This is a genomic window from Kribbella sp. VKM Ac-2571, from assembly GCF_004362255.1.
Taxonomy (GTDB): Bacteria; Actinomycetota; Actinomycetes; order Propionibacteriales; family Kribbellaceae; genus Kribbella; species Kribbella pratensis.
Map to the genome: position 1 here is coordinate 114,269 of NZ_SNWS01000014.1, position 25,881 is coordinate 140,149.

At 69.3% G+C, this 25,881-nt stretch carries 26 protein-coding genes; 10 read left to right on the top strand and 16 right to left on the bottom strand.

Going from position 1 to position 25,881, the window contains the following annotated elements; translation table 11 throughout:
• The first annotated feature begins 55 nt into the window (after positions 1 to 55).
• Together EV651_RS28155 and EV651_RS28160 are read left to right on the top strand one after the other, a co-directional pair.
• Positions 56 to 910 (top strand): MBL fold metallo-hydrolase, encoded by an 855-nt coding sequence (locus EV651_RS28155; protein WP_133788272.1) that lies wholly within the window; start codon positions 56 to 58, stop codon positions 908 to 910.
• Between the two features lie 12 nt (positions 911 to 922).
• Positions 923 to 1,462 (top strand): hypothetical protein, encoded by a 540-nt coding sequence (locus EV651_RS28160; RefSeq protein ID WP_133788273.1) that lies wholly within the window; start codon positions 923 to 925, stop codon positions 1,460 to 1,462.
• A 1-nt stretch (position 1,463) separates the two neighbouring features.
• On the opposite strand, the gene def is transcribed toward EV651_RS28160, so the two are convergent.
• From def to EV651_RS28180, 4 genes are all read right to left on the bottom strand, one after another.
• Positions 1,464 to 2,069 (bottom strand): peptide deformylase, encoded by a 606-nt coding sequence (gene def, locus EV651_RS28165; protein WP_133788274.1) that lies wholly within the window; start codon positions 2,067 to 2,069, stop codon positions 1,464 to 1,466.
• Positions 2,070 to 2,159: 90 nt separating this feature from the next.
• A complete protein-coding gene (locus EV651_RS28170; RefSeq protein WP_133788275.1) occupies positions 2,160 to 2,975 on the bottom strand; it encodes an LLM class F420-dependent oxidoreductase in 816 nt (271 codons plus the stop codon).
• A gap of 43 nt (positions 2,976 to 3,018) precedes the next feature.
• The gene (locus EV651_RS28175; protein WP_133788276.1) at positions 3,019 to 3,441 is read right to left on the bottom strand and encodes an SRPBCC domain-containing protein; all 423 of its coding nucleotides are present in this window, start codon (positions 3,439 to 3,441) and stop codon (positions 3,019 to 3,021) included.
• A gap of 38 nt (positions 3,442 to 3,479) precedes the next feature.
• Entirely contained in the window at positions 3,480 to 3,818 is a 339-nt protein-coding gene (locus EV651_RS28180) for a helix-turn-helix domain-containing protein (RefSeq protein ID WP_238157243.1), read from the bottom strand.
• Between the two features lie 65 nt (positions 3,819 to 3,883).
• Between EV651_RS28180 and EV651_RS28185 the strand changes: the two genes are divergently transcribed.
• A complete protein-coding gene (locus EV651_RS28185) occupies positions 3,884 to 4,495 on the top strand; it encodes an NADPH-dependent F420 reductase (protein ID WP_133788277.1) in 612 nt (203 codons plus the stop codon).
• Here EV651_RS28185 and EV651_RS28190 read toward each other — a convergent pair.
• From EV651_RS28190 to tkt, 8 genes are all read right to left on the bottom strand, one after another.
• A complete protein-coding gene (locus EV651_RS28190; RefSeq protein ID WP_133788278.1) occupies positions 4,460 to 5,020 on the bottom strand; it encodes a hypothetical protein in 561 nt (186 codons plus the stop codon). The genes EV651_RS28185 and EV651_RS28190 overlap by 36 nt on opposite strands.
• Positions 5,010 to 5,825: an isocitrate lyase/phosphoenolpyruvate mutase family protein gene (locus tag EV651_RS28195; RefSeq protein ID WP_133788279.1), complete on the bottom strand. Its 816-nt coding sequence runs from the start codon at positions 5,823 to 5,825 to the stop codon at positions 5,010 to 5,012. Before EV651_RS28195 ends, EV651_RS28190 begins: the two co-directional genes overlap by 11 nt.
• 307 nt (positions 5,826 to 6,132) lie before the next feature.
• A complete protein-coding gene (pgl, locus tag EV651_RS28200; RefSeq protein ID WP_238157244.1) occupies positions 6,133 to 6,909 on the bottom strand; it encodes a 6-phosphogluconolactonase in 777 nt (258 codons plus the stop codon).
• Positions 6,906 to 8,033: a glucose-6-phosphate dehydrogenase assembly protein OpcA gene (locus tag EV651_RS28205; RefSeq protein ID WP_133788280.1), complete on the bottom strand. Its 1,128-nt coding sequence runs from the start codon at positions 8,031 to 8,033 to the stop codon at positions 6,906 to 6,908. Before EV651_RS28205 ends, pgl begins: the two co-directional genes overlap by 4 nt.
• On the bottom strand, positions 8,030 to 9,580 hold the full coding sequence (gene zwf / locus EV651_RS28210) for a glucose-6-phosphate dehydrogenase (RefSeq protein WP_133788281.1): 1,551 nt from the start codon (positions 9,578 to 9,580) through the stop codon (positions 8,030 to 8,032). Before zwf ends, EV651_RS28205 begins: the two co-directional genes overlap by 4 nt.
• A 24-nt stretch (positions 9,581 to 9,604) precedes the next feature.
• Positions 9,605 to 11,185 carry a glucose-6-phosphate isomerase gene (locus EV651_RS28215; RefSeq protein ID WP_133788282.1) on the bottom strand — a complete coding sequence of 527 codons (1,581 nt, stop codon included), beginning with the start codon at positions 11,183 to 11,185 and terminating at the stop codon, positions 9,605 to 9,607.
• Positions 11,182 to 12,291 (bottom strand): transaldolase, encoded by a 1,110-nt coding sequence (gene tal, locus EV651_RS28220; protein WP_133788283.1) that lies wholly within the window; start codon positions 12,289 to 12,291, stop codon positions 11,182 to 11,184. The genes EV651_RS28215 and tal overlap by 4 nt, the downstream gene beginning before the upstream one ends.
• A gap of 42 nt (positions 12,292 to 12,333) precedes the next feature.
• Complete coding sequence (tkt, locus tag EV651_RS28225; protein WP_133788284.1) at positions 12,334 to 14,529, bottom strand: transketolase; 2,196 nt, start codon at positions 14,527 to 14,529, stop codon at positions 12,334 to 12,336.
• 242 nt (positions 14,530 to 14,771) lie between these two features.
• Here tkt and EV651_RS28230 point away from each other — a divergent pair, with 242 nt between their 5' ends.
• Positions 14,772 to 15,755 (top strand): heme o synthase, encoded by a 984-nt coding sequence (locus tag EV651_RS28230; RefSeq protein ID WP_166658821.1) that lies wholly within the window; start codon positions 14,772 to 14,774, stop codon positions 15,753 to 15,755.
• A gap of 170 nt (positions 15,756 to 15,925) precedes the next feature.
• Positions 15,926 to 17,032: a ScyD/ScyE family protein gene (locus tag EV651_RS28235; RefSeq protein ID WP_133788285.1), complete on the top strand. Its 1,107-nt coding sequence runs from the start codon at positions 15,926 to 15,928 to the stop codon at positions 17,030 to 17,032.
• 81 nt (positions 17,033 to 17,113) lie between these two features.
• Here the strand turns inward: EV651_RS28235 and EV651_RS28240 are convergent, their stop codons facing one another.
• Complete coding sequence (locus EV651_RS28240; protein ID WP_133788286.1) at positions 17,114 to 18,769, bottom strand: carboxylesterase/lipase family protein; 1,656 nt, start codon at positions 18,767 to 18,769, stop codon at positions 17,114 to 17,116.
• Positions 18,770 to 18,859: 90 nt separating this feature from the next.
• On the opposite strand from EV651_RS28240, the gene EV651_RS28245 reads away from it, so the two are divergent.
• Positions 18,860 to 19,633 (top strand): TetR/AcrR family transcriptional regulator, encoded by a 774-nt coding sequence (locus EV651_RS28245; RefSeq protein WP_133788287.1) that lies wholly within the window; start codon positions 18,860 to 18,862, stop codon positions 19,631 to 19,633.
• Here EV651_RS28245 and EV651_RS28250 read toward each other — a convergent pair.
• The 3 genes from EV651_RS28250 to EV651_RS28260 are packed head-to-tail and all read right to left on the bottom strand — an operon-like array spanning position 19,603 to position 22,053.
• Positions 19,603 to 20,529: a heme A synthase gene (locus tag EV651_RS28250; protein ID WP_133788420.1), complete on the bottom strand. Its 927-nt coding sequence runs from the start codon at positions 20,527 to 20,529 to the stop codon at positions 19,603 to 19,605. The two genes, EV651_RS28245 and EV651_RS28250, sit on opposite strands and share 31 nt — an antisense overlap.
• A 19-nt stretch (positions 20,530 to 20,548) precedes the next feature.
• Complete coding sequence (locus EV651_RS28255; RefSeq protein WP_133788288.1) at positions 20,549 to 21,334, bottom strand: ABC transporter permease; 786 nt, start codon at positions 21,332 to 21,334, stop codon at positions 20,549 to 20,551.
• On the bottom strand, positions 21,331 to 22,053 hold the full coding sequence (locus tag EV651_RS28260) for an ABC transporter ATP-binding protein (protein ID WP_238157245.1): 723 nt from the start codon (positions 22,051 to 22,053) through the stop codon (positions 21,331 to 21,333). The genes EV651_RS28255 and EV651_RS28260 overlap by 4 nt, the downstream gene beginning before the upstream one ends.
• A gap of 128 nt (positions 22,054 to 22,181) precedes the next feature.
• Between EV651_RS28260 and EV651_RS28265 the strand changes: the two genes are divergently transcribed.
• From EV651_RS28265 to EV651_RS28280, 4 genes are read left to right on the top strand one after another with little or no spacing between them, the layout of a single operon-like run.
• Positions 22,182 to 22,907: a helix-turn-helix transcriptional regulator gene (locus EV651_RS28265; RefSeq protein WP_370353486.1), complete on the top strand. Its 726-nt coding sequence runs from the start codon at positions 22,182 to 22,184 to the stop codon at positions 22,905 to 22,907.
• A complete protein-coding gene (gene sufB / locus EV651_RS28270) occupies positions 22,904 to 24,316 on the top strand; it encodes a Fe-S cluster assembly protein SufB (protein WP_133788289.1) in 1,413 nt (470 codons plus the stop codon). Before EV651_RS28265 ends, sufB begins: the two co-directional genes overlap by 4 nt.
• Positions 24,316 to 25,518, top strand: a complete 1,203-nt coding sequence (sufD, locus tag EV651_RS28275; protein WP_133788290.1) for a Fe-S cluster assembly protein SufD — start codon at positions 24,316 to 24,318, stop codon at positions 25,516 to 25,518. Before sufB ends, sufD begins: the two co-directional genes overlap by 1 nt.
• 10 nt (positions 25,519 to 25,528) lie before the next feature.
• The gene (locus EV651_RS28280) at positions 25,529 to 25,867 is read left to right on the top strand and encodes a non-heme iron oxygenase ferredoxin subunit (protein WP_131340840.1); all 339 of its coding nucleotides are present in this window, start codon (positions 25,529 to 25,531) and stop codon (positions 25,865 to 25,867) included.
• Positions 25,868 to 25,881: the final 14 nt, after the last annotated feature.

Sequence of the window (25,881 nt, forward strand, 5' to 3'; positions counted from 1 at the left end):
GCACCCAGGAAAGCGCGGCCTTCTGCGCGGTGGCGGCCGGTCCGACGCTGTCTGTATGACAAACCTCCAGTACTCCACGTACGTCGCTCCCTCCAAGCCGGCCGTGTCGGACGACCTCCCGCCGGGCGAGCTCCGTCGGATGTGGTCGCCGACCGCGGCCACGCTGATCTACGGCGAGCGCGATGCCGTCCTGGTCGATCCGTTGATGACCGTGGCCGAGGGCGAGGATCTGGCCGGCTGGATCGCCGCCACCGGCAAGACGCTGACCACCATCTTCGTCACCCACGGTCACGGCGACCACTTCTTCGGCGCCGCGCCGGTGCTCGACCGGTTCCCGGAGGCCCGGATGATCGCGACACCGTCCGTCGTCGAGGGGATGAAGCTGAATCTCACCCCGGCCTGGCTGGACGGCTTCTGGCGGACCAGATTCCCCGGGCAGTTGCCGGGCCGGCTGATCGTCGCCGACCCGCTGGAGGGTGACCGCTTCACGCTGGAGGGCGAGGAGTTGATCGCCGTCGAGCTGGGGCACACCGACACGGACGGCACCTCCGCGCTGCATGTCCCGTCGATCGGGCTGCTGGTCGCCGGTGACGCCGTGTACGACGACATCCACCTGTACCTTGCCGAATCGGTTGCCGGAGGCATCGACAACTGGCTGGCGGCCCTCGACGTACTGGAGGGTCTCCGGCCGACCGCGGTCGTGTCAGGGCACCGGCAGGCGGACGCCTCGGACGACCCGCGGTACATCGAGGAGACCCGCCAGTACCTGAAGCTCTTCGCGGAGGCGGAGAAGCAAACAGATAGCGCGGTGGAGCTCTACGAGGCGATCCTTGCCGCGTACCCGGACCGACTGAACCGAGGCGTGCTCTGGAACTCGGTGCACGCCCTGAAAAGCAGTCGACACGGATGATGTGATGTGGGCATGCCGAAGGTAGTTCTCGTCACCGGAATGCAGGCCGCGGGGAAGTCGACGATCGCGCCGCTGCTAGCGGCCCGGATGGGGCCGCCGGCCGCGACGCTCGACGGGGACGTGTTCTACCGCGGCGTGGTCGCAGGCGCCGAGGTCATGACGCCGGATCCGTCGGCGGAGGCGGTGCGGCAGCTGGAACTCCGGTACGACGCCAGCGCCTTGGTCGCACAGCACTACGCCGACGCCGGTTTCGACTTCGTCTGCAGCGACATCGTCCTGGGCGACCATGTCGAGCGCTGGTTCTCCCGGCTGCACGACGTCGACCCGTACCTCGTCGTTCTCGTCCCGTCGGTCGAGTCGATCGTCGAGCGGGAGATCGGCCGCGGAGGCGCCCACTCGTACCGCGACTGGGGCCCCTCGCTCGAGGACGGCGTACGTGCCCTGCAGGCCGGCCTCGACGAGATCCCGCGCCGAGGCCTGTGGCTCGACACCACCGGTCAGACGGCGGCGGAAACCGTCGAGGCGATCGACCTGGAGAAGGCCCGCTGGTAGGTCAGGTCGCGGGGGTGTCCTCGTGCTCGTCCTCGTGCTCGACCATCGGGGTGACGGGCCAGTCGGCCGGGTAGTCGGGAGCGAATTCCTCGGCCTCCGCGAACAGGCGCTTCTTGTACTTGCGGGACAGACGGTCGCCGAACACCATGCCCTGCGTGTGGTCGGTCTCGTGCTGCAAGCAGCGGGCCAGCAGGCCGTCGCCCTCGAAGCTGACCGGCTTGCCGTGCTGGTCGACGCCGGTGACCTTGGCGAAGTCGGGGCGGGCGCACTTGGTGAACGCGCCGGGCAGCGACAGGCAGCCCTCGTCGCCCTCGTCCAGGTTGCGGTCCTTGCCCTCCGGAAGCTCCAGCACCGGGTTGCAGACGACGCCCTGGACGCGCTTGCCCTCCTTGTCGGGGCAGTCGAACACGAACAGCTGCAGGTCCACGCCGACCTGGTTCGCGGCCAGGCCGACGCCTTCGGCCGCGTTCATCGTGGCGACCATGTCTGCGACGAGCGTCTGCAGTTCGTCCCCGAAGTCGGTGACAGGCTGATTGACCCGGTGCATGACGTCCTCGCCCCACCGCGTGATAGGCCGCACCGAACCGTTCCCAGGCAACGTAGACATGCCCAAAATCCTATCTGGCGCCCTCCGCCACGTGTTTGAGCACCCACCAACTGAATCCGCCGGTTAGTGGGTGCTCAAACGTGAGCGGTGCTACTTGGCGTTGACCTCGTCGCGCCAGTTGACCCAGGCGCGGAGCAGGCCGAGGTCGTAGTCGGGGCCGGAGGAGTGGATCGTGAACAGGCGCGTGCCGACGTCGAGGAGCGACTTGCCGACCTGCTCGGGGGTCTTGTCGCCGACGGCGACCGAGCGCTCGATCTCGCCGGGGTCGCGACCGATCGTCGCGCAGTGCTCGTCCAGTACGGCGTGCTTGTGCGCGATCGTCTCGGCGTCGCCGAACCCGTGCCAGATGTTCGCGTGCTTGGCGACGAGCTTCAGCGTCTTCTTCTCACCGCCGCCGCCGATCAGCACCGGGATGTCCCGGGTCGGCTTCGGGTTGAGCTTCTCCCAGCGCTGCTCGATCCGCGGCAGCGCCTCGCCGAGGGCGTCCAGCCGGCCGCCCGCCGTACCGAACTCGTAGCCGTACTCGTCGTAGTCCTTCTCGAACCAGCCCGAGCCGATGCCGAAGATCAGCCGGCCGTCGCTGATGTGGTCGACCGTCCGCGCCATGTCGGCGAGCAGGTCGGGGTTGCGGTAGGAGTTGCAGGTGACCAGGGCGCCGAACTCGACCCGCTCCGTCGCCTCGGCCCAGGCGGCCAGCATGGTCCAGCACTCGAAGTGCAGACCCTCCGGCTCACCGCTGAGCGGGTAGAAGTGGTCCCAGTTGAAAACAACGTCGACGCCGATCTCTTCGGCCGCCGCGACGGTCCGCCGGATGTCGGCGTACTGGGCGTGCTGGGGCTGGACCTGCAGACCGATCCGGACGGGAAACGCGCCGTACGGACGGTCGGTGGAATCGGAAGCTGTCATACCCGGAATCCTATCCCGCTTTGCGGAGGATCCTCCGGATAGGTCACTGGGTGAAGCACGCCGCCAAGTGGCCGAGCATCGTGGTGACGCCGGGTTCGATCGCGGCGTGCTGCTCGTCGGACAGCCCGACGCTGCGGTAGTCGAGTCGTGTCCGGCCGTCGGCGAGCGCGGTCAGGTCGACGGTGATCTCCTCGGCGGGCTGGTCGAAGTGCAGGTCCAGGTGGTGCGGGAGGTCCAGCTCGCCGAAGCGGAGCGTGAACGGGACCTCGGTGCCGTCCGCGGCGACGAACACGGCCGAGATCAGGCCGCCGGGGCGGACGTCGATCGTGACCCGGTCGGACGGGGTGCGGAAACCTTCGGCGACGAACCAGGCGGCGAACAGCTCGGGCTCGGTGAACGCCTGGACCACGTCGGTGGGTGGGGCGTCGACGATCTGCTGCAGGGTGAACACGGCTGGGGCCTCCATCGGGATCGGGCTGACCCCAGCACTGTCCCGCGAGGCGTTTACGGTTTGTTTTCGGTCGGGAGCTGGTCGGCGTACACGGCGGCCCAGTCGCCGAGGGCACGGATCGGGACCAGGAGATCCTTGCCGGCGACGGTCAGCGAGTACTCGACCCGCGGCGGCGCTTCGGCGTACCGGGTGCGTTCGACGAGACCGTTGTGCTCGAGGCGGCGGAGCGTCTCGGTGAGCACCTTCTGGCTGATGCCGCCGATCTGCTTGCGGAGCTCGCCGGGACGCGCAGGGCCGTCGGCCAGCGAGTACAGCACCACCATCGGCCAGCGTCCGCTGATCAGGTCGGCGGCGACGCGTGCCTGGCAGTCGGCGAAGAATCTCAGCTCCACGCATCCATTGTGCGCCGGTCGTTGGACACCTGGAGGTGCGCATCGAACTGTCTACGGTCGGCACCATGCGAATAGGAACATTGGGCAACGGGTTGATGGCGGAGGCGCTGGCCTCGCAATGGGTCAAGGCGGGCCATGACGTGATGGTCGGCGGCCGCGATCCGGGGCGAGCCGCGGAGGTCGCGCAGCGGATCGGTGCTGCGGCCGGGGCGTTGCAGGAGGCAGCGGCGTACGGCGAGGTCGTATTGCTGGCCGTACCTGCCGACGTGGCGGTGGCGGTTGCCGGCATGGTGCCGGCCGGTACGCCGTTGATCGACTGCACGAATGCGCTGGATCACCGGGACTTCACGCTGGCGCAGCCCGCCACGGCCGAGGCGATCAGCCGGGCCGTGCCGGGGGTGCAGGTCGTGAAGGCGTTCAACCTGGCGGCCGACGCGGTGTGGCGGAATCCGCCCGCCGGCCTGGGAGTGCCGATCTGTGGCGACGGCGGGGTGGAGCAGGTCGCGGAGCTGGTGCGGGATCTGGGATGTACGCCGGTGCCCGCCGGCGGACTGCGGCGGGCGAGGTTGCTGGAGGCAACGGCTGCACTGGCGATCGGGATCTGGGTCAGCGGGGGAGACGTCCGCGAAATGTTCCCACCACTAGCCGCCGCGTTCGGCGCGGTTCTCCCCGGCTAGCCGCAGGCTCCAGACGGGGAACAGAAGATAGGTCCCTGCCCAGCTCAGGCCGGCCACGAACGTCCAGGCCGGGGCGTTGTCCATGTCGTCGAGACCTATCAGGATCCCCGGTACGCCGACCAGCCCGAGCAGCATCACAGCCCCGGTCACCACGCCTGATCGGCGCAGCCCGGTCGGTCCGTGCGGGCTGACAGCCAGCAGCCAGAGTCCGATGAGCGCGAAGCCGAAGCTGGACCACAGTCCGGCGAGGTAGAAGCCGGTCATGTCGGCAACCACCAGCACGGTGCCCACGACCGTCAGCGCTGCCCCGACCGCTGCAACGCCAAGCAGCAGGAGCCGATATGCGGGCGGCTGGAGGAGCCAGGCGAGGGCCAGGCTCAGCACGCCGAAGGCAGCGTTTCCCAGATCCTTGATGAATCCGAAGGGGCCGCCGACGGCGTAGAAGGCGATCAGGCAGGCACAGGTGGTGAGACCCACGATGCCGTGGGTTGTCGCCACCACCGGGAGACCAGCCTCAGCGTTCACCCTTGGATGATCGCGCAAACAGCTGGTTCAGGTCAGCCTGTGGGATCTGGTCGGCGGCGAAGGTGATCGTGCCCTTCGTCGCCAGCTCTTCCGCGCTGCGGCGGATGAAGCCGAGTGCCGCCCGGGCGATGCTGCCGCCGAGACTGATCCGGACGACGCCGGCCGCCTGTAGATCGGCGACTGTCAGCGTGGAGGTGCCCAGACCGATGACGACGTTCAGCGGCCCGTCGACCTCGGCGACGAGGGTGCGGATCGTGTCGAGGTCGTTGACGCCCGGGACGTACAGGCAGTCCGCTCCGGCCGCGCGGAAGCGGTTCGCCCGGTCGATCGAGTCGCTCAGCGAGGTCGGCGTACGCAGCAACTGTCCGTCGGTCCGTGCGGTCAGCACGAACTCGTCCCCGGCCGCCTCGCGAGCGGCCACGATCCGCTCGACCGCGAGCTCGATGTCGTACAGCTTCCGCCCGTCGTAGTCCTCGATGTTCCCGCCGGCGAGCCCGGCGTCGCGGGCCAACCCGATCGTCTCCGCGACTTGTGACGGCTCAGCGCCGTACCCGTCCTCGAGATCCCCGTTCACCGGTACGGCGCTCGGTGCCGCGATCTCCCGCACTCGCTCGAACATCTGCTCCCGCGACACCGCGGGAGCCCCGTCCGGCAGCGTGTGATCGCCCTTCGCCAGCGAGAACGCGATCCCCGCACTGGTCGTCGCGATCGCCGGGAACCCAGCCGCCGCCAGAATCACCGCCGACCCGGCATCCCACGCATTCGGCATGACGAACTGCCCGGCATGCAACTCACGAAACGTCATGCCCCGACTCTGCCAGCGAAACAGTTCGGCGCGGCCCGCACCGTCGCACAGGAACGGGTGGCTGAGCACCGGGTACTTCGTCTGTTGGGACGGATGTGTGGGTCGGTGCGGCCGGGCGGGGTGAGGTTCGGGCGGCTGTGCTGCGGATCCTGTGCAGGTCGTTCCTGGCGGACCGCGGCGGCCCGCGAGCGCTCAGCCGGTTGACGGGAGAACAGACACCTTCCAGGTACTGCGAACAGGCAATATCAGGTGCACACACACCAGAACCTGTCGCACGGCCCCACAGTTCACCCACACGTCGGCCGCACTACTCGATGCGGGATGCTGCGGCTTCGTCTAGGAGCCAGAGTGTGCGGTTGCGGCCCTTGGGGGCCGAGGCGGGGAGGGTGCTGCTTTCCTTCAGGGCCCCGGCCACCGCGGCGGCCTTGTCCTCACCGGAGACGACGAACCAGACCTCGCGGGAGCGGTTCAGGGCCGGGACCGTGAGCGAGATGCGGGTCGGCGGCGGCTTGGGGGAGTCGTGCACCGCGACCGCCGCCACGTCGGTGACGGCGACCTGCGGGTAGCCCGGGAACAACGACGCCACGTGCCCGTCCGGCCCGACACCCAGCATCAGTACGTCGAACGCCGGTACCGCGCGACGCTTGTCGTCGCTCAACGCCGAGATGGCCGCAGCGAGTTCGCTGGCGTACGCCTCGGCGGCTGCCTCAGGCGACTGCCCGGTATCGGCGGGCATCGGGTGCACGCGTGCCGGGTCGACGTCCACATGGGCGAGGAGGGCGTCGCGAGCCTGGGTCTCGTTGCGCTCGGGGTCACCGGGCGGCAGGAACCGCTCGTCGCCCCACCAGAACTCGACACGCTGCCAGTCGATGCTCGCCGCGGCCGGGGATTCGGCGACGGAGCGGTACACCGCGGACGCGACCCGGCCTCCGGTCAGGACCACCTGCGCGACGCGGCCGTTGCTCTGGGCATCGACCAGCGCGGTGATGAAACGTGCCGCCACAGCGTGCGCCAACGCCGTGGCATCGCGGTGGATCAACAGTTCCGGGTCGACCACCCGGCTGGGAGCCGATGCATCGGTCATGAGCGTCCCACCGCCTTCTTACCCGCAGCCTTCTTGGCTGCCGTCTTCTTCGCCGCGGACTTCTTAGCAGCCGTCTTCTTCGCCGGGGCTGCCTTCTCGGCCGGGGCCGCCTTCTTCGCGGCCGGCTTCTTGGCGGCCACGACCTCCTGGCCGGCCGCGGTCACCTTGGCCGCCGTGGACTTGCGCGCCGTCTCCGCGACCTTCTTCGCGTCGGCCGGCATCGCGTCCCGCTCGACCATGCAGGCCAGCGTCTTCGCGTACACGTCGTCCGGATCGAGCCGCCGCAGCTCCTCGCTCAGCAGCTCGGAGGTCGTACGCCGCTTCAACGCCACCGGCCGATCCGGCTGGCCCGGCACGCTGAACGTCGCGACCGCACCGTCCGGCCGGGTCAACGCGATCTGCCCGGACGGCGTGAACAGCCGTACGGCGGTCACACCCGGACCTCGCGAATTCCGCTGCTCGACCGGCACCTTCAGCCGCGACTGCAACCACGCGGCCATCAGATCCGCACTGGGGTTCCCGCGAGCGGCCGCGACCTCGGCCCCGGTCACCTTCGTCGGATACTGGTCCAGCGCGGCCGCCATCAACGCACGCCACGGCGTCAACCGTGTCCACGCGAAGTCCGTGTCACCAGGCGCGTACCCCTCGGCCCGCGCGCTGTAGTCGACCGACGCCCGCCGTGTGGCAGCCGCGTCGGTCACCCGGCGCCGACCCAGCCGACCCAGCGGATCCTCGGCGGGCACGCGCGGCCCGCCGCCCGGCCACCAGACGATGACGGGGGAGTCGGGCAGCAACAGCGGCGTGATCACGGACTCCGGCACCTTCGCCAGTTCACCGTGCAGCCGCAGCAGCACCGCCTCACCCGGAATGCCTTCGCCGACCCGCACCTCGGCGTCCAGTCCGGACGCGCCGCGCCCCGGCCGCAGGATCGCGACCAGGACCCGGGACGGGTGTTCGCGACCGGCCTCGTTCGCGGCCTTCATCGCGTCGTGGTGCGACGCCTCGTCGACGACCACCACGATGGTGCCGACCATGCCCATCGCCGGCGAACCCGCGTTCCGCCGGGCTTTCAGCAGCGCCGACGCGATCTCGCTCGACGTGGTGTCGGTCAGGTCGATGATCATGGCCGCCTCCAGGCACGTCCGTCGCGGGCGAGCATCTCGTGGGCCGAGTCCGGGCCCCAGTCACCGGACGCGTACTGCTCCGGCTTCCCGTGCCGCGCCCAGTAGTCGAGCACCGGGTCGAGGATCTTCCAGCCCAGTTCGACCTCGGTGTGCTGCGGGAACAGCGGCGGATCACCGAGCAGTACGTCGAGGATCAGCCGCTCGTAGGCCTCGGGGGAGGACTCCGTGAACGACCCGCCGTACGCGAAGTCCATGTTCACGTCGCGGATCTCCATCGACGTACCGGGCACCTTCGCGCCGAAGCGCACCGTGATGCCCTCGTCCGGCTGGATCCGCAGCACCAGGGCGTTCTGCCCGAGCTCTTCGGTCTCGGTCTTGTTGAACGGCAGGTGCGGCGCGCGCTTGAACATCACCGCGACCTCGGTGACGCGCCGGCCGAGCCGCTTGCCGGTGCGCAGGTAGAACGGGACACCGGCCCAGCGCCGGGTGTCGACGTCGACCCGCAGCGCAGCGAACGTCTCCGTCGCCGACGACTCCGGAATGCCGTCCTCCTGCAGGTAGCCCTTCACCTTCGAGCCACCGGCCCAGCCCGCCGCGTACTGCCCACGCGCACTGTGCAGGTCGAGCCGCTCCGGCAGCTGCACGGCGTTCAGCACCTTCTTCTTCTCCTGGCGCAGCGACCAGGCGTCGAAGCTGACCGGTTCCTCCATCGCGACCAGCGCGAGCAACTGGAGCAGGTGGTTCTGGATCACGTCGCGGGCGGCGCCGATGCCGTCGTAGTACCCGGCGCGACCGCCGATGCCGATGTCCTCGGCCATCGTGATCTGCACGTGGTCGACGTAGTTGCTGTTCCAGATCGGCTCGAACATCGCGTTCGCGAACCGCAGCGCGAGGATGTTCTGGACCGTCTCCTTGCCCAGGTAGTGGTCGATCCGGAAGACCGCCTCGGGCGGGAACACCGACTCGACCACCTGGTTCAGCTCGCGGGCGCTCTTCAGGTCGTGACCGAACGGCTTCTCGATCACGACGCGGCGCCACGAGCCCGGCGTCTCGTCGGTCAGGCCGTGCTCGGACAGCTGCCGGACGACCTCCGGGAACAGGCCCGGCGGGATCGACAGGTAGAACGCGTGGTTGCCGCCGGTCCCGCGGGTGACGTCGAGCTCGTCGACCGTCTCCCGGAGCCGCTTGAACGCCTCGTCGTCGGTCAGGTCGCCCGGCACGAACCGGAAGCCCTCGGCGAGCTGCTGCCAGACCTCCTCGCGGAACGGCGTCCGCGCGTGCTCCTTCACCGAGTCGTGCACGATCTGGGCGAAGTCCTGGTTGGTGTAGTCACGACGGGCGAACCCGACCAGGGCGAAACCCGGGGGCAGCAGCCCCCGGTTCGCCAGGTCGTAGACCGCCGGCATCAGCTTCTTGCGGGCCAGGTCGCCGGTGACGCCGAAGATCACCAGGCCGCACGGCCCCGCGATTCTCGGCAGCCGCCGATCCTGCGGATCGCGCAGCGGGTTCACCGGACCTGTCGGCTCTTCGCCGAGCTCAGCGGTCATGGCCGCTTTCCTCCGTGTGTCGTGTTACTTGAACAGGGACAAAAGCTGCTGTACGCCGGACGCCACGTCCGTCAGGTGCAGCCGCAGCACCGGACGGCCGCGCTCCGCGATGACGCCCGCGTCACCGGCCGCTTGTGCCGAGATCAGCGTGCCGAACGTGAACGGCCGGTCCGGGATCTCCACATCGGTCGGGTGTGCACCAGTGACCTGCAGGAACACGCCCTCCGGGTGACCGCCCTTGTGGTACTGGCCGGTCGAGTGCAGGAACCGCGGGCCCCAGCCGAAGGTCACCGGCCGGTCCGTCTTGGCCGCCAGCGCCGGCCGGATCGCGATCAGGTCGGCGTCCCGCTCGGAGTCCAGGTACGCCATCACGGCGACGTAGCCCTTCGGCTCGAGCTTGCCCAGCAGCGCGTCGACCGCGCCTTGCAGCGAGTCCACGCCGTCGAGCAAGCCCTCGGTGGCGCGGACCTCCACGGCGCCGTCGGTGAACGCGGCCGCTTCCGGCTCCGGCTGCGCGTCGAGCAGACCACGCGCCGCCTTCTTCGCACTCTCCACGTCCGGCTGGTCGAACGGGTTGATGCCGAGCAGGTAGCCCGCTACCGCCGTCGCCACCTCCCACAGCAGGAACTGACCGCCGAGCGAACCGGACGTCAGTGCCGTCGGCACGCCGCTGGTCGCCTTCTCCGCCAGCAGAGCGTTGGTGAGATCGGCAGCCTCGCTACGCAGCTCCGGGGCGGTCACCTCGACCGCGACCGGGAGTACGCCGGTGCCGTTCTTGCCGGTGCTCTCCGCGATCAGCTGCTCGGCCCAGTCCGGGAACCCGACGATGTCGGAACCGTCGGCTGTGATGATCGCCTTGTCCCGGCCCGCGCTGGCCGCGAGCACCGCGCCCAGCCACAGCGCCGGGTTGTCGGTGGAGTCGGCCTGCAACGCCGGTGCCGCCTCCGCCGCCTGGTCGAGCAGTTCGGCGATGTCGGCGCCGGCCAGGCCGGACGGCACCAGGCCGAACGCCGTCAGCGCGCTGTACCGTCCGCCGACGTTCGGGTCCGCGAGGAACGTCTTGCGGTAGCCCTCGTCAGCCGACAGCTTCTCGAACGGCGAACCCGGGTCCGTCACGACGACGATCCGCGAGGCCGCGTCGATACCCGCGTCGGTGAACGCCTTGGCGAAGGTACGGCGGTGGCTGTCGGTCTCGACCGTCCCGCCGGACTTGCTGGACACCACGATCACGGTCTTCGACAGGTCACCGTCCAGCGCGCGCTTGACCACGCTCGGGTCGGTCGAGTCGAGGACGACGAGCTCCACGCCCGCCGTCCGGGTGATGACCTCCGGAGCCAGCGACGAGCCGCCCATGCCGGACAGCACGATCCGGTCCAGGCCCTCGGACCGCAGGTCGGCCTGCAGCGCCTCGATCTCGGCCAGCAGCGGCCGCGAGGTGTCGTGCAGGTCGACCCAGCCGAGCCGGATCGAGGCCTCGGACTCGGCGTCCGGGCCCCAGATCGTCGCGTCCTTCGCGGCGATCCGGGACGCAATCTTCTCCGCGACCAGCTTGTCGACGACCTCGGCCCAGTCGCCGTTCTGCGTGGTTACCTTCGGAGTGTTCACTTGGCCGCCGCCTTGAGGGCCGTCGCGACGGTCTCCTGCAGCTCCGACCAGGAGGCGTCGAACTTGGAGACGCCCTCGTCCTCGAGCAGCTGCACGACCTCGTCGTACGAGATGCCCAGCTTCTCCAGGTCGTCGATCACCTTGCGGTCGGCCGCGTAGTCGCCGCGGACCGTGTCGCCGGTGATCTCGCTGTGCTCCTCGACCGCCTTCATGGTTGCCTCCGGCATCGTGTTCACGACGCCGCGGGTGACCAGGTTGTCGACGTACAGGGTGGGGGAGTACGACGGGTCCTTGGTGCCGGTCGACGCCCACAGCGGACGCTGCGGCTTGGCGCCGGCGGTCTCGAGCTCACGCCAGCGGTCGGACGCGAAGATCTCCTCGTACGCCTGGAACGCGAGCCGGGCGTTGGCGATCGCGGCCTTGCCCTTCAGCGCCTTGGCCTCGGCGGTGCCGATCGAGTCCAGCCGCTTGTCGATCTCGGTGTCCACCCGGCTGACGAAGAACGACGCGACGCTGGCCATCTTGGTAACGTCGTGGCCGTTCTCGACGGCCTGCTCCAGACCGGTCAGGAACGCGTCCGCGACGGCCTTGTAGCGCTCCAGCGAGAAGATCAGCGTCACGTTCACGCTGATCCCGGCGGCCAGCGTCTGGGTGATCGCCGGCAGGCCCGCCTTGGTGGCCGGGATCTTGATGAACACGTTCTCCCGGCCGACGATGTCCCACAGCTGCTTGGCCTGCTCGACGGTCTTCGCGGTGTCGTGCGCCAGCGTCGGCTCGACCTCGATCGACACCCGGCCGTCCTGGCCCTCGGAGTCGTCGTACGCCGGCTTGAACACGTCGGCGGCGTCCCGGACGTCGCTCGTCGTGATCACCCGGATGGCCTCGTCGACGGACACGCCCTCGGCGGCCAGCCGGCCGATCGTCTCGGCGTACGCGTCGGCGTCCGAGATGGCCTTGGCGAAGATGGTCGGGTTCGTGGTCACGCCGACCACGTGCTTGTCCTCGATCAGCGCCTGCAGGCTGCCGCTGGTCAGGCGCTGACGGGACAGGTCGTCCAGCCAGATGGAGACACCCGCGTCGGCGAGTGCTTTCAAGCGATCGTTCATGGTTCCGATGCCTTCTTCCCAAATCTTCTGTTGTCAGGTGTCTCAGTTGGCCTGTCCGGTGCCGCTGGCGTCGGCCGGTCCGACCGGCCCGGCGGCGGCGCGGCCCGGGGGCACACCCGGCCCGCTGATCTGCGCAGCGGCGGCGATGCTGTCCTTCGCGGCCTGCACGACCGCCTCGGTGGTGATGCCGAACTCGTCGTACAGCGTCTGGTACGCGGCGGACGCGCCGTAGTGCTCCAGGCTCACCGAGCGGCCGGCGTCGCCGACGATGTCGTGCCAGCTCTGCGCGATCCCGGCCTCGACCGAGACCCGGGCCCGCACGTCGGCCGGGATGACCGACTCGCGGTAGGCGTCGTCCTGCTCGTCGAACCACTCGCGGGAAACCATCGACACCACGCGGGCGTTGACGCCCTCGTCGGCCAGGACCTTGCGGGCCTCGACCGCGATCTGCAGCTCGGAGCCGGTGCCGATCAGCACCACGTCCGGCGTGCCCTCAGCGTCATCTGCGTCGAGCAGCACGTAACCGCCCTTGTGCACGTTCTCGGTGGTGGCGAAGCCGTCGGTGCCGCGCGGGAACGTCGGCACGTTCTGCCGGGTCAGCGCCAGGCCGGCCGGGCGGTCGGTGTGCTCGAGGATGGTCGCCCACGCGGCCGCCGTCTCGTTCGCGTCACCGGGCCGTACGACGTCCAGGCCCGGGATCGCCCGCAGCGCCGAGAGGTGCTCGATCGGCTGGTGCGTCGGACCGTCCTCGCCGAGGCCGATCGAGTCGTGCGTCCACACGTACGTCACCGGCAGCTGCATCAGCGCGGCCAGCCGGACGGACGGACGCATGTAGTCGGAGAAGACCAGGAACGTACCGCCGTACGGGCGGGTCAGGCCGTGCAGCGCGATGCCGTTCAGCACCGAGCCCATGGCGTGCTCGCGGATCCCGAAGTGCAGGACCCGGCCGTACTCGTCGCCGGAGAACTCCTTGGTGGAGAACTCCGCCGGGATGAAGGACGGCTGGCCCTTCGGGGTGGTGTTGTTCGAGCCGGCCAGGTCGGCCGAGCCGCCCCACAGCTCGGGGAGCTCCGGCGCGAGCTTGGTCAGCACGTCACCGGAGGCGGCGCGGGTCGCGACCCCCTTGGGGTCGGCGTCCCAGCTCGGCAGGGCGTCCTTCCAGCCGGCCGGCAGCTCACGCTTGGAGAGCCGGTCCAGAAGCGCCGCCCGCTCCGGGTTCGCGGCCTTCCACTGGTCGAACTTCGCGGTCCACTCGGCCTCCAGGGCCTTGCCGCGGTCTACCGCCCGGCGGGTGTGCGCGATCACGTCGTCGGCGACCTGGAACGACTGCTCCGGATCCCAGCCGAGCACCTTCTTGGTCGCGGCGACCTCGTCGGCGCCGAGCGCCGAGCCGTGGATCTTGCCGGTGTTCTGCTTGTTCGGGGCCGGCCAGCCGATGATCGTGTGCAGCCGGATGAAGCTCGGCTTGTCGGTCACGGCCCGGGCCGCCTCCAGCGCGTCGTACAGCGCCTGGACGTCCTCCTCGTAACCGGTCCCGCCGAGCGTCCAGTCGACGTCCTGGACGTGCCAGCCGTACGCCGCGTAGCGGGCGGCCACGTCCTCGGACAGCGCGACGTCGGTGTTGTCCTCGATCGAGATCTTGTTCGCGTCGTAGATGATCGTCAGGTTGCCGAGCTTCTGGTGCCCGGCCAGCGACGACGCCTCGGAGGAGACGCCTTCCTCGATGTCACCGTCGGAGGCGATCACGTAGATCTGGTGGTCGAACAGGCTCTCGCCCTTCGGCGCGTCCGGGTCGAGCAGGCCGCGCTCGCGGCGGGCCGCCATCGCCATACCGACCGCGTTGCCGATGCCCTGGCCGAGCGGGCCGGTGGTGGTCTCGACGCCGGTGGTGTGCCGGTACTCGGGGTGGCCCGGGGTCTTGCTGCCCCAGGTCCGCAGCGACTTCAGGTCGTCCAGCTCGAGGCCGAAGCCGGCCAGGTAGAGCTGGATGTACAGGGTCAGGCTGGAGTGTCCCGCGGACAGCACGAACCGGTCCCGGCCGGCCCAGTGGGCGTCCGCCGGGTTGTGCCGCATCACCTTCTGGAACAACAGGTACGCCGCCGGTGCGAGGCTCATCGCGGTACCCGGATGTCCGTTGCCGACCTTCTCGACCGCATCCATCGCGAGCACCCGTACGGTGTCGACCGCGCGCTGGTCCAGTTCGGTCCATTCAAGCTTTGGGCTGGTCTTCTCCGTCACGCCGGCGGCGCTCCTCTCGATGGTGACCTTCTAGGTGTCTCAGGCAGAGCCTACTGTGACGCGGCCTGTCGGCTGCACATTGCTCCAAGGCTTGTCAACCAGCTGGTAACTGGTGCTGTTCCCGGACGTCTCCGACATCACACCCGGCCGATCGGAGGGGGGTGCGAGAACCCTCCTACGGGGCGTCGTAGACTGCTGAATCGTCAGCGCCGCTCATCCGGCGTCAACCCACTCTGTTCGAGGTGTTCGTGACGGCCGTCGACCCGCGTCCTGCCGCGACGACGTCGTACCCGACGCCGCTGCCGGACGCTTCCGCTGTATCAGTTGCAACGGTGAGTCCGTCGGTGCGCGACGTGGTGAAGGCGTACGTCGGTCTGACCAAGCCGCGCATCATCGAGCTGCTGCTGGTCACCACCGTGCCGGTGATGTTCCTGGCCGCCGGTGGCGTGCCCGGTCTCGGGGTGGTCGTGGCCACGCTGATCGGCGGCGTGCTGGCCTCCGGCAGCGCGAACACGATCAACTGCGTCCTCGACCGCGACATCGACGAGCAGATGCGCCGGACCCGCCGCCGCCCGCTGCCGCGGCATGCGGTCAGCCCGCGTTCGGCGACGATCTTCGGCGTCGTCCTCGGCGTGCTCGCCACCCTCGAGCTCGGCTTCTTCGTGAACTGGCTGTCGTCCGGCCTGGCCCTGGCCGCGAACCTGTTCTACGTCTTCGGCTACACGATGGTGCTCAAGCGCCGGACCGTGCAGAACATCGTCTGGGGCGGGATCGCGGGCTGCTTCCCGACCCTGATCGGCTGGACCGCGGTCACCGGCAAGCTGGCCTGGACGCCGGTCGTGCTGTTCCTGGTCGTCTTCTTCTGGACGCCGCCGCACACCTGGTCGCTCGCGATGCGGTACCGCGAGGACTACGCGTCGGTCGACGTGCCGATGCTCCCCGTGGTCGCCACACCGGTCGCCACCGCGCGGCAGATCATGGCGTACTCCGTGGTCATGGTGCTCACGTCGCTGGCGCTCTGGCCGATCGGCGACACCGGCTTCGTGTACCCGCTGGCCGCGATCGTGCTCGGTTTCGTGTTCCTCCGCGAGGCGCGCCGGTTGTTGCTCCGGGCCCACACCGGCGCAGACGGCGCCGCCCTGCGGCCGATGCGGCTGTTCCACTTCTCGAACATCTACCTCGCGCTGCTGTTCATCGCCGCGGCGATCGATCCGCTCCTGCACTGAAGGCTGCACTGAAAGCTGCACTGAAAGCTGCACTGAAGGTTGTACTGAGCGTCGCGGATCGGACGCCGGGAGCTTTCCCGTTGACCTGATCGTGATCTGGTGTTGCCATAGGGGTCTGTCTGTGGAGGGGGTTCCACGCCTGGGGAGACACAGATGGCAGGGGGAAGTACATGGGGGTACGAACACGCATCGCCGCGCTCGCGGCACTCGCGCTGGCCGGTTCGGTCCTGGTTGCCGGGCAGGCGGAGGCCGGTGGCAACCATCACTCGAGTTTGAAGCCGGTGGCAACGGGCCTGGACGGGCCGCGCGGCGTCTCGACGTACAAGAACAAGGTCATCTACAGCGTCACCGACGGCTCGGTTTATGCGACCGACGGCCACAGGACCTGGAAGCTCGGCCAGGTTCCGGGAGGATTCGCACCGGCGATCGACACGAACAAGTGGGGTACGACGTACGCCCTGACCGGCGGTGGCGGTCCGGAAGGCGACACCCCACCGGGCGGCGCGACGTTGTTCCGGTTGCGGCCGGGCAAGTCACCGGTCGTGGTTGCCGACATCGCGAAGTACCAGGCGCATGACCCGGACCCGTACAACCAGGCCGACTCGCCGACCGAGTCCAACCCGTTCGGCGTCGCGGCTTTGAGCGACGGCACCGTCCTGGTGTCCGATGCCGCGAACAACGACCTGCTCCGGGTCTGGCCGAACGGCCACATCAAGACCGTCGCCCGGCTGAAGCCACGCACGGTCAAGGTGCCGGCAGGTCTGCCCGCCAAGGACCCGGAGGGCAACCCGCTGCCGCCGGCCGGTACGCCGATCCTCGCCGAAGCCGTGGCCACCTCGGTGACGGTGGGATCCGACGGCTACTGGTACGTCGGCGAGCTCCGGGGCTTCCCGGCCACGCCGGGGACGTCCGAGATCTGGCGGATCAGGCCCGGCTCGGTGGGCGCGGTGTGTGACCCGCTGAAGCCGAACAAGGGGACCTGCAAGCGGTATGCCGACGGCTACACGTCGATCGTCGATCTGGCCGGCGGTCCGCGCGGTCAGCTGGCTGTGGTCCAGCTCGACAACGCGAGTTGGCTGCAGTTCGAGCTCGGCGGTTCGACGATCGGTGGCCTGTTCCTGCAGTACCCGGGCAGGGGGCACCGCGCGGGGTACAAGCGGGAGCTCGTTCGCGGGCAATTGCACCTGCCCGGCGGCACGGCCTTCAACCGGTGGGGCCAGTTGTTCGTCGCCGGACCGGTCTTCGGCCCTGGCGCGGTCTACCGAGTGAAGTACTGATCTGCTGAGTGGTCTGCTGAGTGGTCTGCTGAGTGACGCGCGGGGCGCCCGCCAGGTGGCGGGTGCCCCGCGTCGATCAGGTCAGGAGCCGATCGAGGCCCAGAAGGCGCACTGGTGTTCCTTGGCCAGGTCGGCCGAGGTGATTCTTGCGGGGGCGAGCGACTGGACGTGCTCCTTGTTCTGGAACGGCTGCCAGCGTGGCTGACCCGGACCGTTCGGGTTCCCGGTGCGTGCGAACTGCGTCCAGTAGCTCATCATCGTCGCGGAGAGTTCTTTCTGCCCGGGAGTGCTCGGGCCCGGGAGTTGCTCGTCGGCGAAGAGGTACTGCAGTTCAGCGCCGTGGAACGCGCCGGTCGGGAAGTTGGGTTTCGGAAGCGTGGTGAACCACGGAGCGGTCTCGTCGGCGAACTCGTACGCGTACAGCGGTGTCCGCGCGGCGAGTGCGCGATCTCGGTCGAGGACCGGGCAGCCCCACGCCCAGTCGGAGACCACGGTCGACAAAGCCTCGCCGGCCGAATGGAACTGTTCGACGGGATAGCGGGCCAGGACCCGTTCCGCGTCCGACTTGTCGAACAGCGTGTGGACTTCCGCGCTGTAGCTGGCGGGCGTGGTCACCTGACCGGTTGCTGTTTCGATGGCCGCGGTGAACAGGCGATGCTCGTCCCGCGTGGTCCCCTGGATGATCGGTACGTGGTTGAAGCGGCCGGTTGCGAAGGCGCGATCCGGGCTGAGCGGCAGCACGCCACCGCCAACTGTGGGTCCTGAACCGACCCCGTCGTCAGACCACTTGGTCAGCTCCTCCGGGCGCTTGTCTCGCAGACAGGCCGCAGCCGCTTCTGGTTTGGGGCAGCCGATCTTGGCCGCGACCTCGAGGCCGTGCTGCTCGCGCTCGGAGCGGGGCAGCGGAAACCAGGTCGGCGGTCCGGGCGACCACTTTCGTCCGGTGCATTCGGCGCTCTGCAGGATCGCCTTCTGGAACAGTCCTGCCGATCCTGGGGCGACCAGATGGGAACAGACGCTGGTGCCGCCGGCGGACTCACCGAAGATCGTGACATTGTCCGGATCGCCGCCGAACGCCGCCGCGTTGCGCCGGACCCACCGCAACGCGGCCTGCTGATCCTCGAGGCCGAAGTTCCCCGAGAGGTGCCGAGCGCCGCCGTGGTCCAGCGCCGGATGGGCGAGGAAGCCGAAGATGCCCAGCCGGTAGTTGGGGCTCACCACGACGACCTGGCCGCTGTTCGCCAACTGCTGCGCGTCGTACAGGCTGCCGGCGCCGCTGATGAAGCCGTTGCCGTGGATCCACACCATCACCGGCAGCTTGTGTGCGTCGCGGTCGCGTGGCGTGGCGACGTTGAGGTAGAGACAGTCCTCGGTCGTGCTGGCCTCGTCGATCAGCCCTTTGGCCTGGGCGCAGCGATTCCCGGGTTTGGTGGCGTCCCGGATGCCACGCCAGGACACGGCGGGTCGCGGCGATGCCCAGCGGAGCTGGCCGGTCGGCGGTGCGGCGTACGGAATTCCTTGGAAAAGCCGGGCCTCCGACGTGAGCGTGCCGCGTGCGGCCCCGGCATCCGTCGAGACCACGGTGTCTGCGGGAGCTTCCGGCGTACCACGGCTGCTCGTCGCGGCATCGGCCGCGCCTCCACAGGCTGCGGCGGAGCTCGAGAGCAACGCCGCGGTCAGCAGCACTCCGAGCCGGCGAGAAAGGCCGAACCGCGGTCGTCGTTCCTGGTGTCTCATGTCGCGCTCGCAATCCCGGACGAATTCGTGTGTGGGTCTCACTAATATAAAGTGTAAGGTACACACGAAGTCAAACGAGGAGCTGACCTGATGCCGTTGACCGACGATGCGCACCTGCCGCCGGGGCTGGTGCTGGCGTGGGGCCACCCCGCCAAGTCGAACAAGCTCGGCCGGAAGCCGACGCAGAGCGTCGAGCAGATCGTCGACGCGGCCCTGGAGCTCGCCGATGCCGAGGGGTTCGCCGCGTTGTCGATGCCCAAGATCGCCCAGCGGCTCGGGCTGACCGCCAACGCGATCTACAGGTATGTCAGGTCTCGCGACGAGCTGCTGGTCCTGCTCGGTGACGCGGCCTGGGGTCCGGCGCCGGACGGGGTCGCCGACGCGCGGGACTGGCGCGCCGCGGCGACCGTCTGGACGCAGGCGATGGTCGATCGGTGCGACGTCCACCCGTGGCTCTGTGATCTGCCCATCCGCGGGGCGCCGATGACGCCGAACCTGCTCGGCTGGGCAGAGGCGATCCTGAAGGTGCTGACCGGTGCCGGGCTGAGTCCCGCCGAAAGCCTGTCGTGCGCGTTGCTGCTGGACGGTTATGCCCGGCGGATCGCCAATGCGCGTCGCGATGTGCGGGACAGCAGCGCGAGCTCCGTCGACCCGGCAGCGGTGTCACAGTTCCTGGAGCCTCGGCTGCACGAACTCGGATACTCGGTCCTCGCCGCCCTGATGACCGGCGACCAGTACACCGACGAGATCCACGACGCCGACGTGACCTTCGGCCTCGACCGAATCCTGGACGGCATCGACGTACTGATCACCCAGCAGCGGTCGGGCGTTGGTCAGGTGGCGGGGGTTCCGCGTTCGCCGTAGACGGCTGTGACGAGGGCGATCAGTAGGCCGGCCAGGAACATGTGGACGAGGACGACGCCCCACGGCAGGCCGGTGAAGTACTGCGTGAAGCCGACGGCGCCCTGCAGGAGCTCGACGGCGAGCAACCAGGCGGCGAGCTTGCGCAGCGTCCGTGACGTCGCGGTCACGCGGGTCGCGATCACCAGCGCGATCGAGATGCCGAGCAGGCCGAAGACGACGTCGGCGTGCAGTTGGGCGACCAGCTCGGGGTCGAAACCGTTGCGGCCGGTCTCCGGATCGCCCGAGTGCGGCCCGGCCCCGGTAACAATGGTGCCGAGGGCAACGGTCAGCCAGACCGCCACCACCGAGGCGGTGGCGAGCGCGCGGACCACCGGGGGAGTGTGCGGGTACGGGCTGGTGCGCGAGCGGCGCATCATCGAGACCGTCAGCGTGATGATGACCGGCGAGACCAGGAAGTGCGCCGAGACGATCCACGGGTTCAGGCCGGTGAGCACGCTGATGCCGCCGATCACCCCTTGCAGCGGGACCCCGAGCGCGGCCGCGGTCGCCAGCCGGCGCAGGTCCCGCCGGATCGGGCGGTAGCGCATGACGACCAGCCAGGTGAGGATCGCGACGATCGCGACGACGAACCCGAGCATCCGGTTGGTGAACTCGATCGCGCCGTGGATGCCGAGGGCGGCGTGCGGGACGTAGGAGTCGTCGGTGCAGGACGGCCAGGTCGGGCAGCCGAGCCCGGAGCCGGTCAGCCGGACCAGTCCGCCGGTGACCACGATGCCGATGTTCACGACCACCGACGCCCAGCCCCAGCGCCGGACGGCGTCCAGGCTCGGCTCGGGAACCAGTCGCCAGAATCCGCTGACTGGCTCAGTCTCTTGGGGCGGGGTCTCGGTCGTCATCACCGGCACACTCTAAAGGTCAGTCCCAGCGGAAGGTGCGGGACACCAGGTACCCCAGCACCCCCGCCCAGAGTGCCAGCGAGAGCGCCGCCGCCCACGGAATCACCCCTTCGACAGTGGAATTCGCGATCCCGTTGGCCAGCGCGGCACTCGGCAGCAGCCGTACGACGCCCTGCATGCCAGTCGGGTACTCGTCGACGGGCGTCATGATCGCGCCGCCCACGAGCAGTAGCAGGTACAGCAGGTTCGCCGCGGCCAGCGTCGCCTCGGCCCGGAGTACGCCGGCCATCAGCAGACCCAGTGACGCGAAGGCCGCCGTACCGCACAGAACCGTGAGGACGACGCCGAAGACGGCCTCGAACCCGCCGATCGGCTTCCACCCGAGCGCGAACCCGGTGCCGATCAGAACGACCAGCTGGATGACCTCGACGATCAGGACCGCGCCGATCTTGCCCGCGAGCAGGCCGGTGCGGGACAGCGGTGAGGCGCCCAGTCGCTTGATGACGCCGTACCGGCGCTCGAAGCCGGTCGCGATCGCCAGCGAGGTGAACGACGAGGACAGGATCGCGAGCGCGAGCACGCGGGGGACCGCTTCGTCGATCGGCCGGCCGCTGCCGAGCGGCAGCCGCTCGCCGAGGCCGGTCCCGCCGAGGAGGAGCAGCAGGCCGAGCGGAATCACCAGGGCGAGCAGCAGTTGCTCGCCGTTGCGGACGAGCAGCTTGAACTCCATCCGGGTGTGCGCGAGCACCTTGCGCGGCCAGGGCGCGCTGCCCGGCCGCGGGGCGTACGTCGCGGCGCTGCTCATGGTGTCTCCCGCTTCGGCGCGGTCAGTTCGAGGAACACGTCCTCGAGGGACTTGGTGTGGTGTTCGGTGAGGGAGTCGGGGGTGCCGGAGGCGATCACCTTGCCGGCCGACACCACGTGCACCTGGTCGGACAGTTGCTCGGCCTCGTCCATCGCGTGCGTCGTCAGCACGACTGTCACGCCGTCGTCGCGCAGGTCGCGGATCAGCTGCCAGATCTCGCGGCGGCCGTGCGGGTCCAGGCCGGTGGTCGGCTCGTCCAGGAACGCGATCTCCGGCCGTCCTACGATCGCCAGCGCGAACGACAACCGCTGCTTCTGCCCACCCGAGAGCCGGCGGTACGGCGTGCGCCCGCAGCTGCCCAGGTCGAGGCGCTCCACCAGGGCGGGCACGTCGAGCGGGTGAGTGTGCAGCGTGGCGACGTACCTCAGCATCTCGACCGCGCGGACACCCGACCAGGCGCCGCCCTCCTGGAGCATCACGCCGATCTTCGGCATCAGCTCGTCGTGGTCGGCGAGCGGGTCCAGGCCGAGGACGCGCACGCTGCCCGAGTCCGGGCGCCGGAAGCCTTCACATGTCTCCACGGTCGTGGTCTTGCCGGCGCCGTTCGGGCCGAGCACGGCCGTGACGGTGCCGGCGGCTACGGTGAGACTGAGACCGTCGACCGCGGTCTTCTCGCCGTACCGCACGACGAGGTTGTCGATCTCCACCGCGACTGGCACAAACGGCAGCATAGAGAACGGCCCGGAGTGACCTCGCTCACGGTCGGGTCCCGGGTCCCGCGTGAGCGCCCGAACCGGTAAGGCGACCCTTATTTGAAGGGTCCGGGGAATTACGCGACACTGATGTTGTGAAAACTCCTGCGACCGACCGAGCCGTGCCTCACGGCGCTGCCGGCGCGCGGGACGAGTCCACCAGGGACAGGGTCGCACGCTCGATCCTGACCAACGGCCCGTCCAGCGCCGCGGTGCTGGCGGAACGGCTTGAACTCACCCCGGCGGCGGTTCGTCGGCACCTGGACCACCTGCTCGACGAGGGCCTGGTGGAATCGCGCGAGGAGCGCGTCTACGGCCCCCGCGGCCGCGGCCGCCCGGCGAAGGTGTTCGTGCTGACCGACGCCGGTCGGCACGCCTTCCACCAGGCGTACGACGACCTCGCGGCGACCGCGCTGCGGTTCATCGCCGAGGCCGGCGGTGACGACGCCGTGGCGGAGTTCGCCCGGCGCCGGGTCTCCGAGGTGGAGGAGCGCTACCGGGAGCTGCTCGCGCAGGCTCCCGAGAGCAAGAAGACGGAGGTGCTTGCCCAGGCCCTGACGGCCGACGGGTACGCCGCCTCCACGGCGGAGGCGGGCCACGGAGCCCAGCTCTGCCAGCACCACTGCCCGGTCGCGCACGTGGCCGCGCAGTTCCCCCAGCTGTGCGAGGCCGAGACCGAGGTGTTCTCGAGACTCCTCGGCAAGCACGTGCAGCGACTGGCCACCATCGCCCACGGCGACGGTGTCTGTACGACGCATATCCCGGGCGCCAGCCCGGTTCCCCCTGTATCCGACGGCGAAGCTGCGAGGACTACACGATGACGCAAACCGCTCACCCCGAACTGGAAGGCCTCGGCAACTACCAGTACGGCTGGGCCGACTCCGACGCCGCCGGTGCGGTCGCTCAGCGCGGCCTCAGCACCGACGTGGTGCGGGGTATCTCCGCGCTGAAGAACGAGCCGGAGTGGATGCTCGACCTGCGGCTGAAGGGCCTGAAGCTCTTCGACCGCAAGCCGATGCCGTCGTGGGGCGCCGACCTGTCGGGGATCGACTTCGACAACATCAAGTACTTCGTCCGGTCGACCGAGAAGCAGGCCACCTCCTGGGAGGACCTGCCGCCGGACATCAAGAACACCTACGACAAGCTCGGTATCCCGGAGGCGGAGAAGCAGCGCCTGGTCGCCGGCGTCGCCGCGCAGTACGAGTCCGAGGTCGTCTACCACCAGATCCGTGAGGACCTGGAGGCGCAGGGTGTCATCTTCCTGGACACCGACACCGGCCTGAAGGAGCACCCGGAGCTCTTCAAGGAGTACTTCGGCTCCGTCATCCCGGTCGGCGACAACAAGTTCGCCTCGCTGAACACCGCGGTCTGGTCCGGCGGCTCGTTCATCTACGTCCCCAAGGGCGTCAAGGTGGACATCCCGCTGCAGGCGTACTTCCGGATCAACACCGAGAACATGGGCCAGTTCGAGCGGACCCTGATCATCGTCGACGAGGACGCCTACGTGCACTACGTCGAGGGCTGCACCGCGCCGATCTACAAGTCCGACTCGCTGCACTCCGCGGTCGTCGAGATCATCGTCAAGAAGGGCGCCCGCTGCCGCTACACGACGATCCAGAACTGGTCGAACAACGTCTACAACCTGGTCACCAAGCGCGCCACCTGCGAAGAGGGCGCGACCATGGAGTGGATCGACGGCAACATCGGCTCCAAGGTGACGATGAAGTACCCGGCCGTGTACCTGATGGGCGAGCACGCCAAGGGCGAGACCCTGTCGGTCGCGTTCGCGGGCGAGGGCCAGCACCAGGACGCCGGCTCCAAGATGGTGCACAACGCGCCGTACACCTCCAGCTCGATCGTCTCGAAGTCGGTGGCCCGCGGTGGCGGCCGGACGTCGTACCGCGGTCTGGTCGAGGTGGCGCCGGGCTCGCACCACAGCAAGTCCACGGTGCGCTGTGACGCGCTGCTGGTCGACACCATCAGCCGTTCGGACACCTACCCGTACGTCGACGTCCGCGAGGACGACGTGGCGATGGGGCACGAGGCGACCGTGTCCAAGGTCAGCGACGACCAGCTCTTCTACCTGATGAGCCGGGGCATGGCCGAGGACGAGGCGATGGCGATGATCGTCCGCGGCTTCATCGAGCCGATCGCCCGCGAGCTCCCGATGGAGTACGCGCTGGAACTGAACCGTTTGATCGAGCTGCAGATGGAAGGGGCCGTCGGCTGATGTCCGCCGCTGAAACGCTGGTTGCCACCGGCAACCGGGCACACTCCCACGGGCCGGGGTCCCCGGTCCCGCTCCAGGCGCGCAGCGAGCGGCCGACGTCGTACGACGTGGCCGACTTCGCGGTGCCGAACGGGCGCGAGGAGGAGTGGCGCTTCACCCCGGTCAAGCAGCTCAAGGCCCTGTTCGACGACGCGGCCGGCACCGAGACCCCGAAGATCGACGCTTCCGGTCCGGAGGGCGTCGTCTTCGAGACCGTCGCGGCGGACTCGCTGAAGGTCGGCAAGCCGCAGGACCGGTCCGCGGCCGTCGCCTGGAACCACGCGGGCGAGGCGTTCGCGGTGCGGATCCCGGTCGAGGCCGAGCTGACCGAGCCGGTGCACGTGAACGTCGCGAGCCTCGGCGCCCGCGGCTTCAGCCACCTGATCGTCGAGGCCGGCCGGCACAGCCGCGCGATCGTGATCATCGATCACACCGGCGCGGGCGAGCTGGGCAGCAACGTCGAGATCGTCACCGGCGACGGCTCCGAGCTCCGCGTGGTCAGCATCCAGCAGGGTGACCACGAGTCCATCCACCTGGCCCAGCACGACGCGCTGGTCGGGCGGGACGCGAAGCTCCACCACGTGGTCGTGACCCTGGGCGGCAAGGTCGTCCGGGTCGCCACCAACGTCCGGTACGCCGGACCCGGCGGCGACGCGGAACTCCTCGGGGTGTACTTCGCCGAAGGCGGTCAGCACCACGAGAACCGGCTCTTCGTCGACCACGAGGCCACCAACTGCAAGAGCAACGTGCTCTACAAGGGCGCACTCGCCGGTGACCACGCCCGCTCGGTGTGGATCGGCGACGTGCTGATCCGCGCCGCGGCCGAGGGTACCGACACCTTCGAGCTGAACCGGAACCTGGTGCTCACCGACGGCGCCCGCGCCGACTCGGTGCCGAACCTGGAGATCGAGACCGGCGAGATCGAGGGCGCCGGCCACGCGTCCGCGACCGGCCGCTTCGACGACGAGCAGCTGTTCTACCTGCAGGCTCGCGGTATCCCCGAGGACGCGGCGCGGCGGCTGGTGGTGTCCGGCTTCTTCAACGACATCATCGGCAAGATCGGCGTACCTGAGGTCACCGAGCACCTGCACGACGTGATCGAGCAGAAGCTGGCGCGGGCCGCGGAGTTGAGCGCGTCGGCCAAGGCGGTCGTCGGGCAGTGAGAGTGACACGATGAGCGACACGTTCGAGCGCGCCTGCGCCGCCGCCGACGTCCCCGACGAGGGTGTGATCCCGGTCGAGGTCGGCGGTGTGGAGGTCGCGGTCGTGAAGAGCGAAGGACAGTACTTCGCGGTGCGGGACGAGTGCTCGCACGCGCAGATCCAGCTGTCCGAGGGCGATGTCGGCGAGTGCGAGATCGAGTGCTGGCTGCACGGGTCCCGCTTCGACCTGCGCACCGGCGAGCCGACCAGCCTGCCGGCCTACGACCCGGTGCCGATCTACCCGGTCCGCCTCGACGGCGACGACGTACTCGTCGACGTGAAGAACCCCTTGAACCAAGCATCCCTGTAAACGACGGAGATAGA

Coding starts and splice junctions, on each gene's coding strand:
- EV651_RS28170 (WP_133788275.1), bottom strand. CDS start 2,975: ATGACAGCTTCCGATTCCACCGACCGTCCGTACGGCGCGTTTCCCGTC.
- EV651_RS28255 (WP_133788288.1), bottom strand. CDS start 21,334: ATGAGCAGCGCCGCGACGTACGCCCCGCGGCCGGGCAGCGCGCCCTGG.
- EV651_RS28205 (WP_133788280.1), bottom strand. CDS start 8,033: ATGATCATCGACCTGACCGACACCACGTCGAGCGAGATCGCGTCGGCG.
- EV651_RS28175 (WP_133788276.1), bottom strand. CDS start 3,441: ATGGAGGCCCCAGCCGTGTTCACCCTGCAGCAGATCGTCGACGCCCCA.
- EV651_RS28160 (WP_133788273.1), top strand. CDS start 923: ATGCCGAAGGTAGTTCTCGTCACCGGAATGCAGGCCGCGGGGAAGTCG.
- EV651_RS28280 (WP_131340840.1), top strand. CDS start 25,529: ATGAGCGACACGTTCGAGCGCGCCTGCGCCGCCGCCGACGTCCCCGAC.
- EV651_RS28185 (WP_133788277.1), top strand. CDS start 3,884: ATGCGAATAGGAACATTGGGCAACGGGTTGATGGCGGAGGCGCTGGCC.
- EV651_RS28235 (WP_133788285.1), top strand. CDS start 15,926: ATGGGGGTACGAACACGCATCGCCGCGCTCGCGGCACTCGCGCTGGCC.
- zwf (WP_133788281.1), bottom strand. CDS start 9,580: ATGACCGCTGAGCTCGGCGAAGAGCCGACAGGTCCGGTGAACCCGCTG.
- EV651_RS28240 (WP_133788286.1), bottom strand. CDS start 18,769: ATGAGACACCAGGAACGACGACCGCGGTTCGGCCTTTCTCGCCGGCTC.
- EV651_RS28250 (WP_133788420.1), bottom strand. CDS start 20,529: ATGACGACCGAGACCCCGCCCCAAGAGACTGAGCCAGTCAGCGGATTC.
- def (WP_133788274.1), bottom strand. CDS start 2,069: ATGTCTACGTTGCCTGGGAACGGTTCGGTGCGGCCTATCACGCGGTGG.
- pgl (WP_238157244.1), bottom strand. CDS start 6,909: ATGACCGATGCATCGGCTCCCAGCCGGGTGGTCGACCCGGAACTGTTG.
- tal (WP_133788283.1), bottom strand. CDS start 12,291: ATGAACGATCGCTTGAAAGCACTCGCCGACGCGGGTGTCTCCATCTGG.
- EV651_RS28245 (WP_133788287.1), top strand. CDS start 18,860: ATGCCGTTGACCGACGATGCGCACCTGCCGCCGGGGCTGGTGCTGGCG.
- EV651_RS28195 (WP_133788279.1), bottom strand. CDS start 5,825: ATGACGTTTCGTGAGTTGCATGCCGGGCAGTTCGTCATGCCGAATGCG.
- sufD (WP_133788290.1), top strand. CDS start 24,316: ATGTCCGCCGCTGAAACGCTGGTTGCCACCGGCAACCGGGCACACTCC.
- EV651_RS28155 (WP_133788272.1), top strand. CDS start 56: ATGACAAACCTCCAGTACTCCACGTACGTCGCTCCCTCCAAGCCGGCC.
- sufB (WP_133788289.1), top strand. CDS start 22,904: ATGACGCAAACCGCTCACCCCGAACTGGAAGGCCTCGGCAACTACCAG.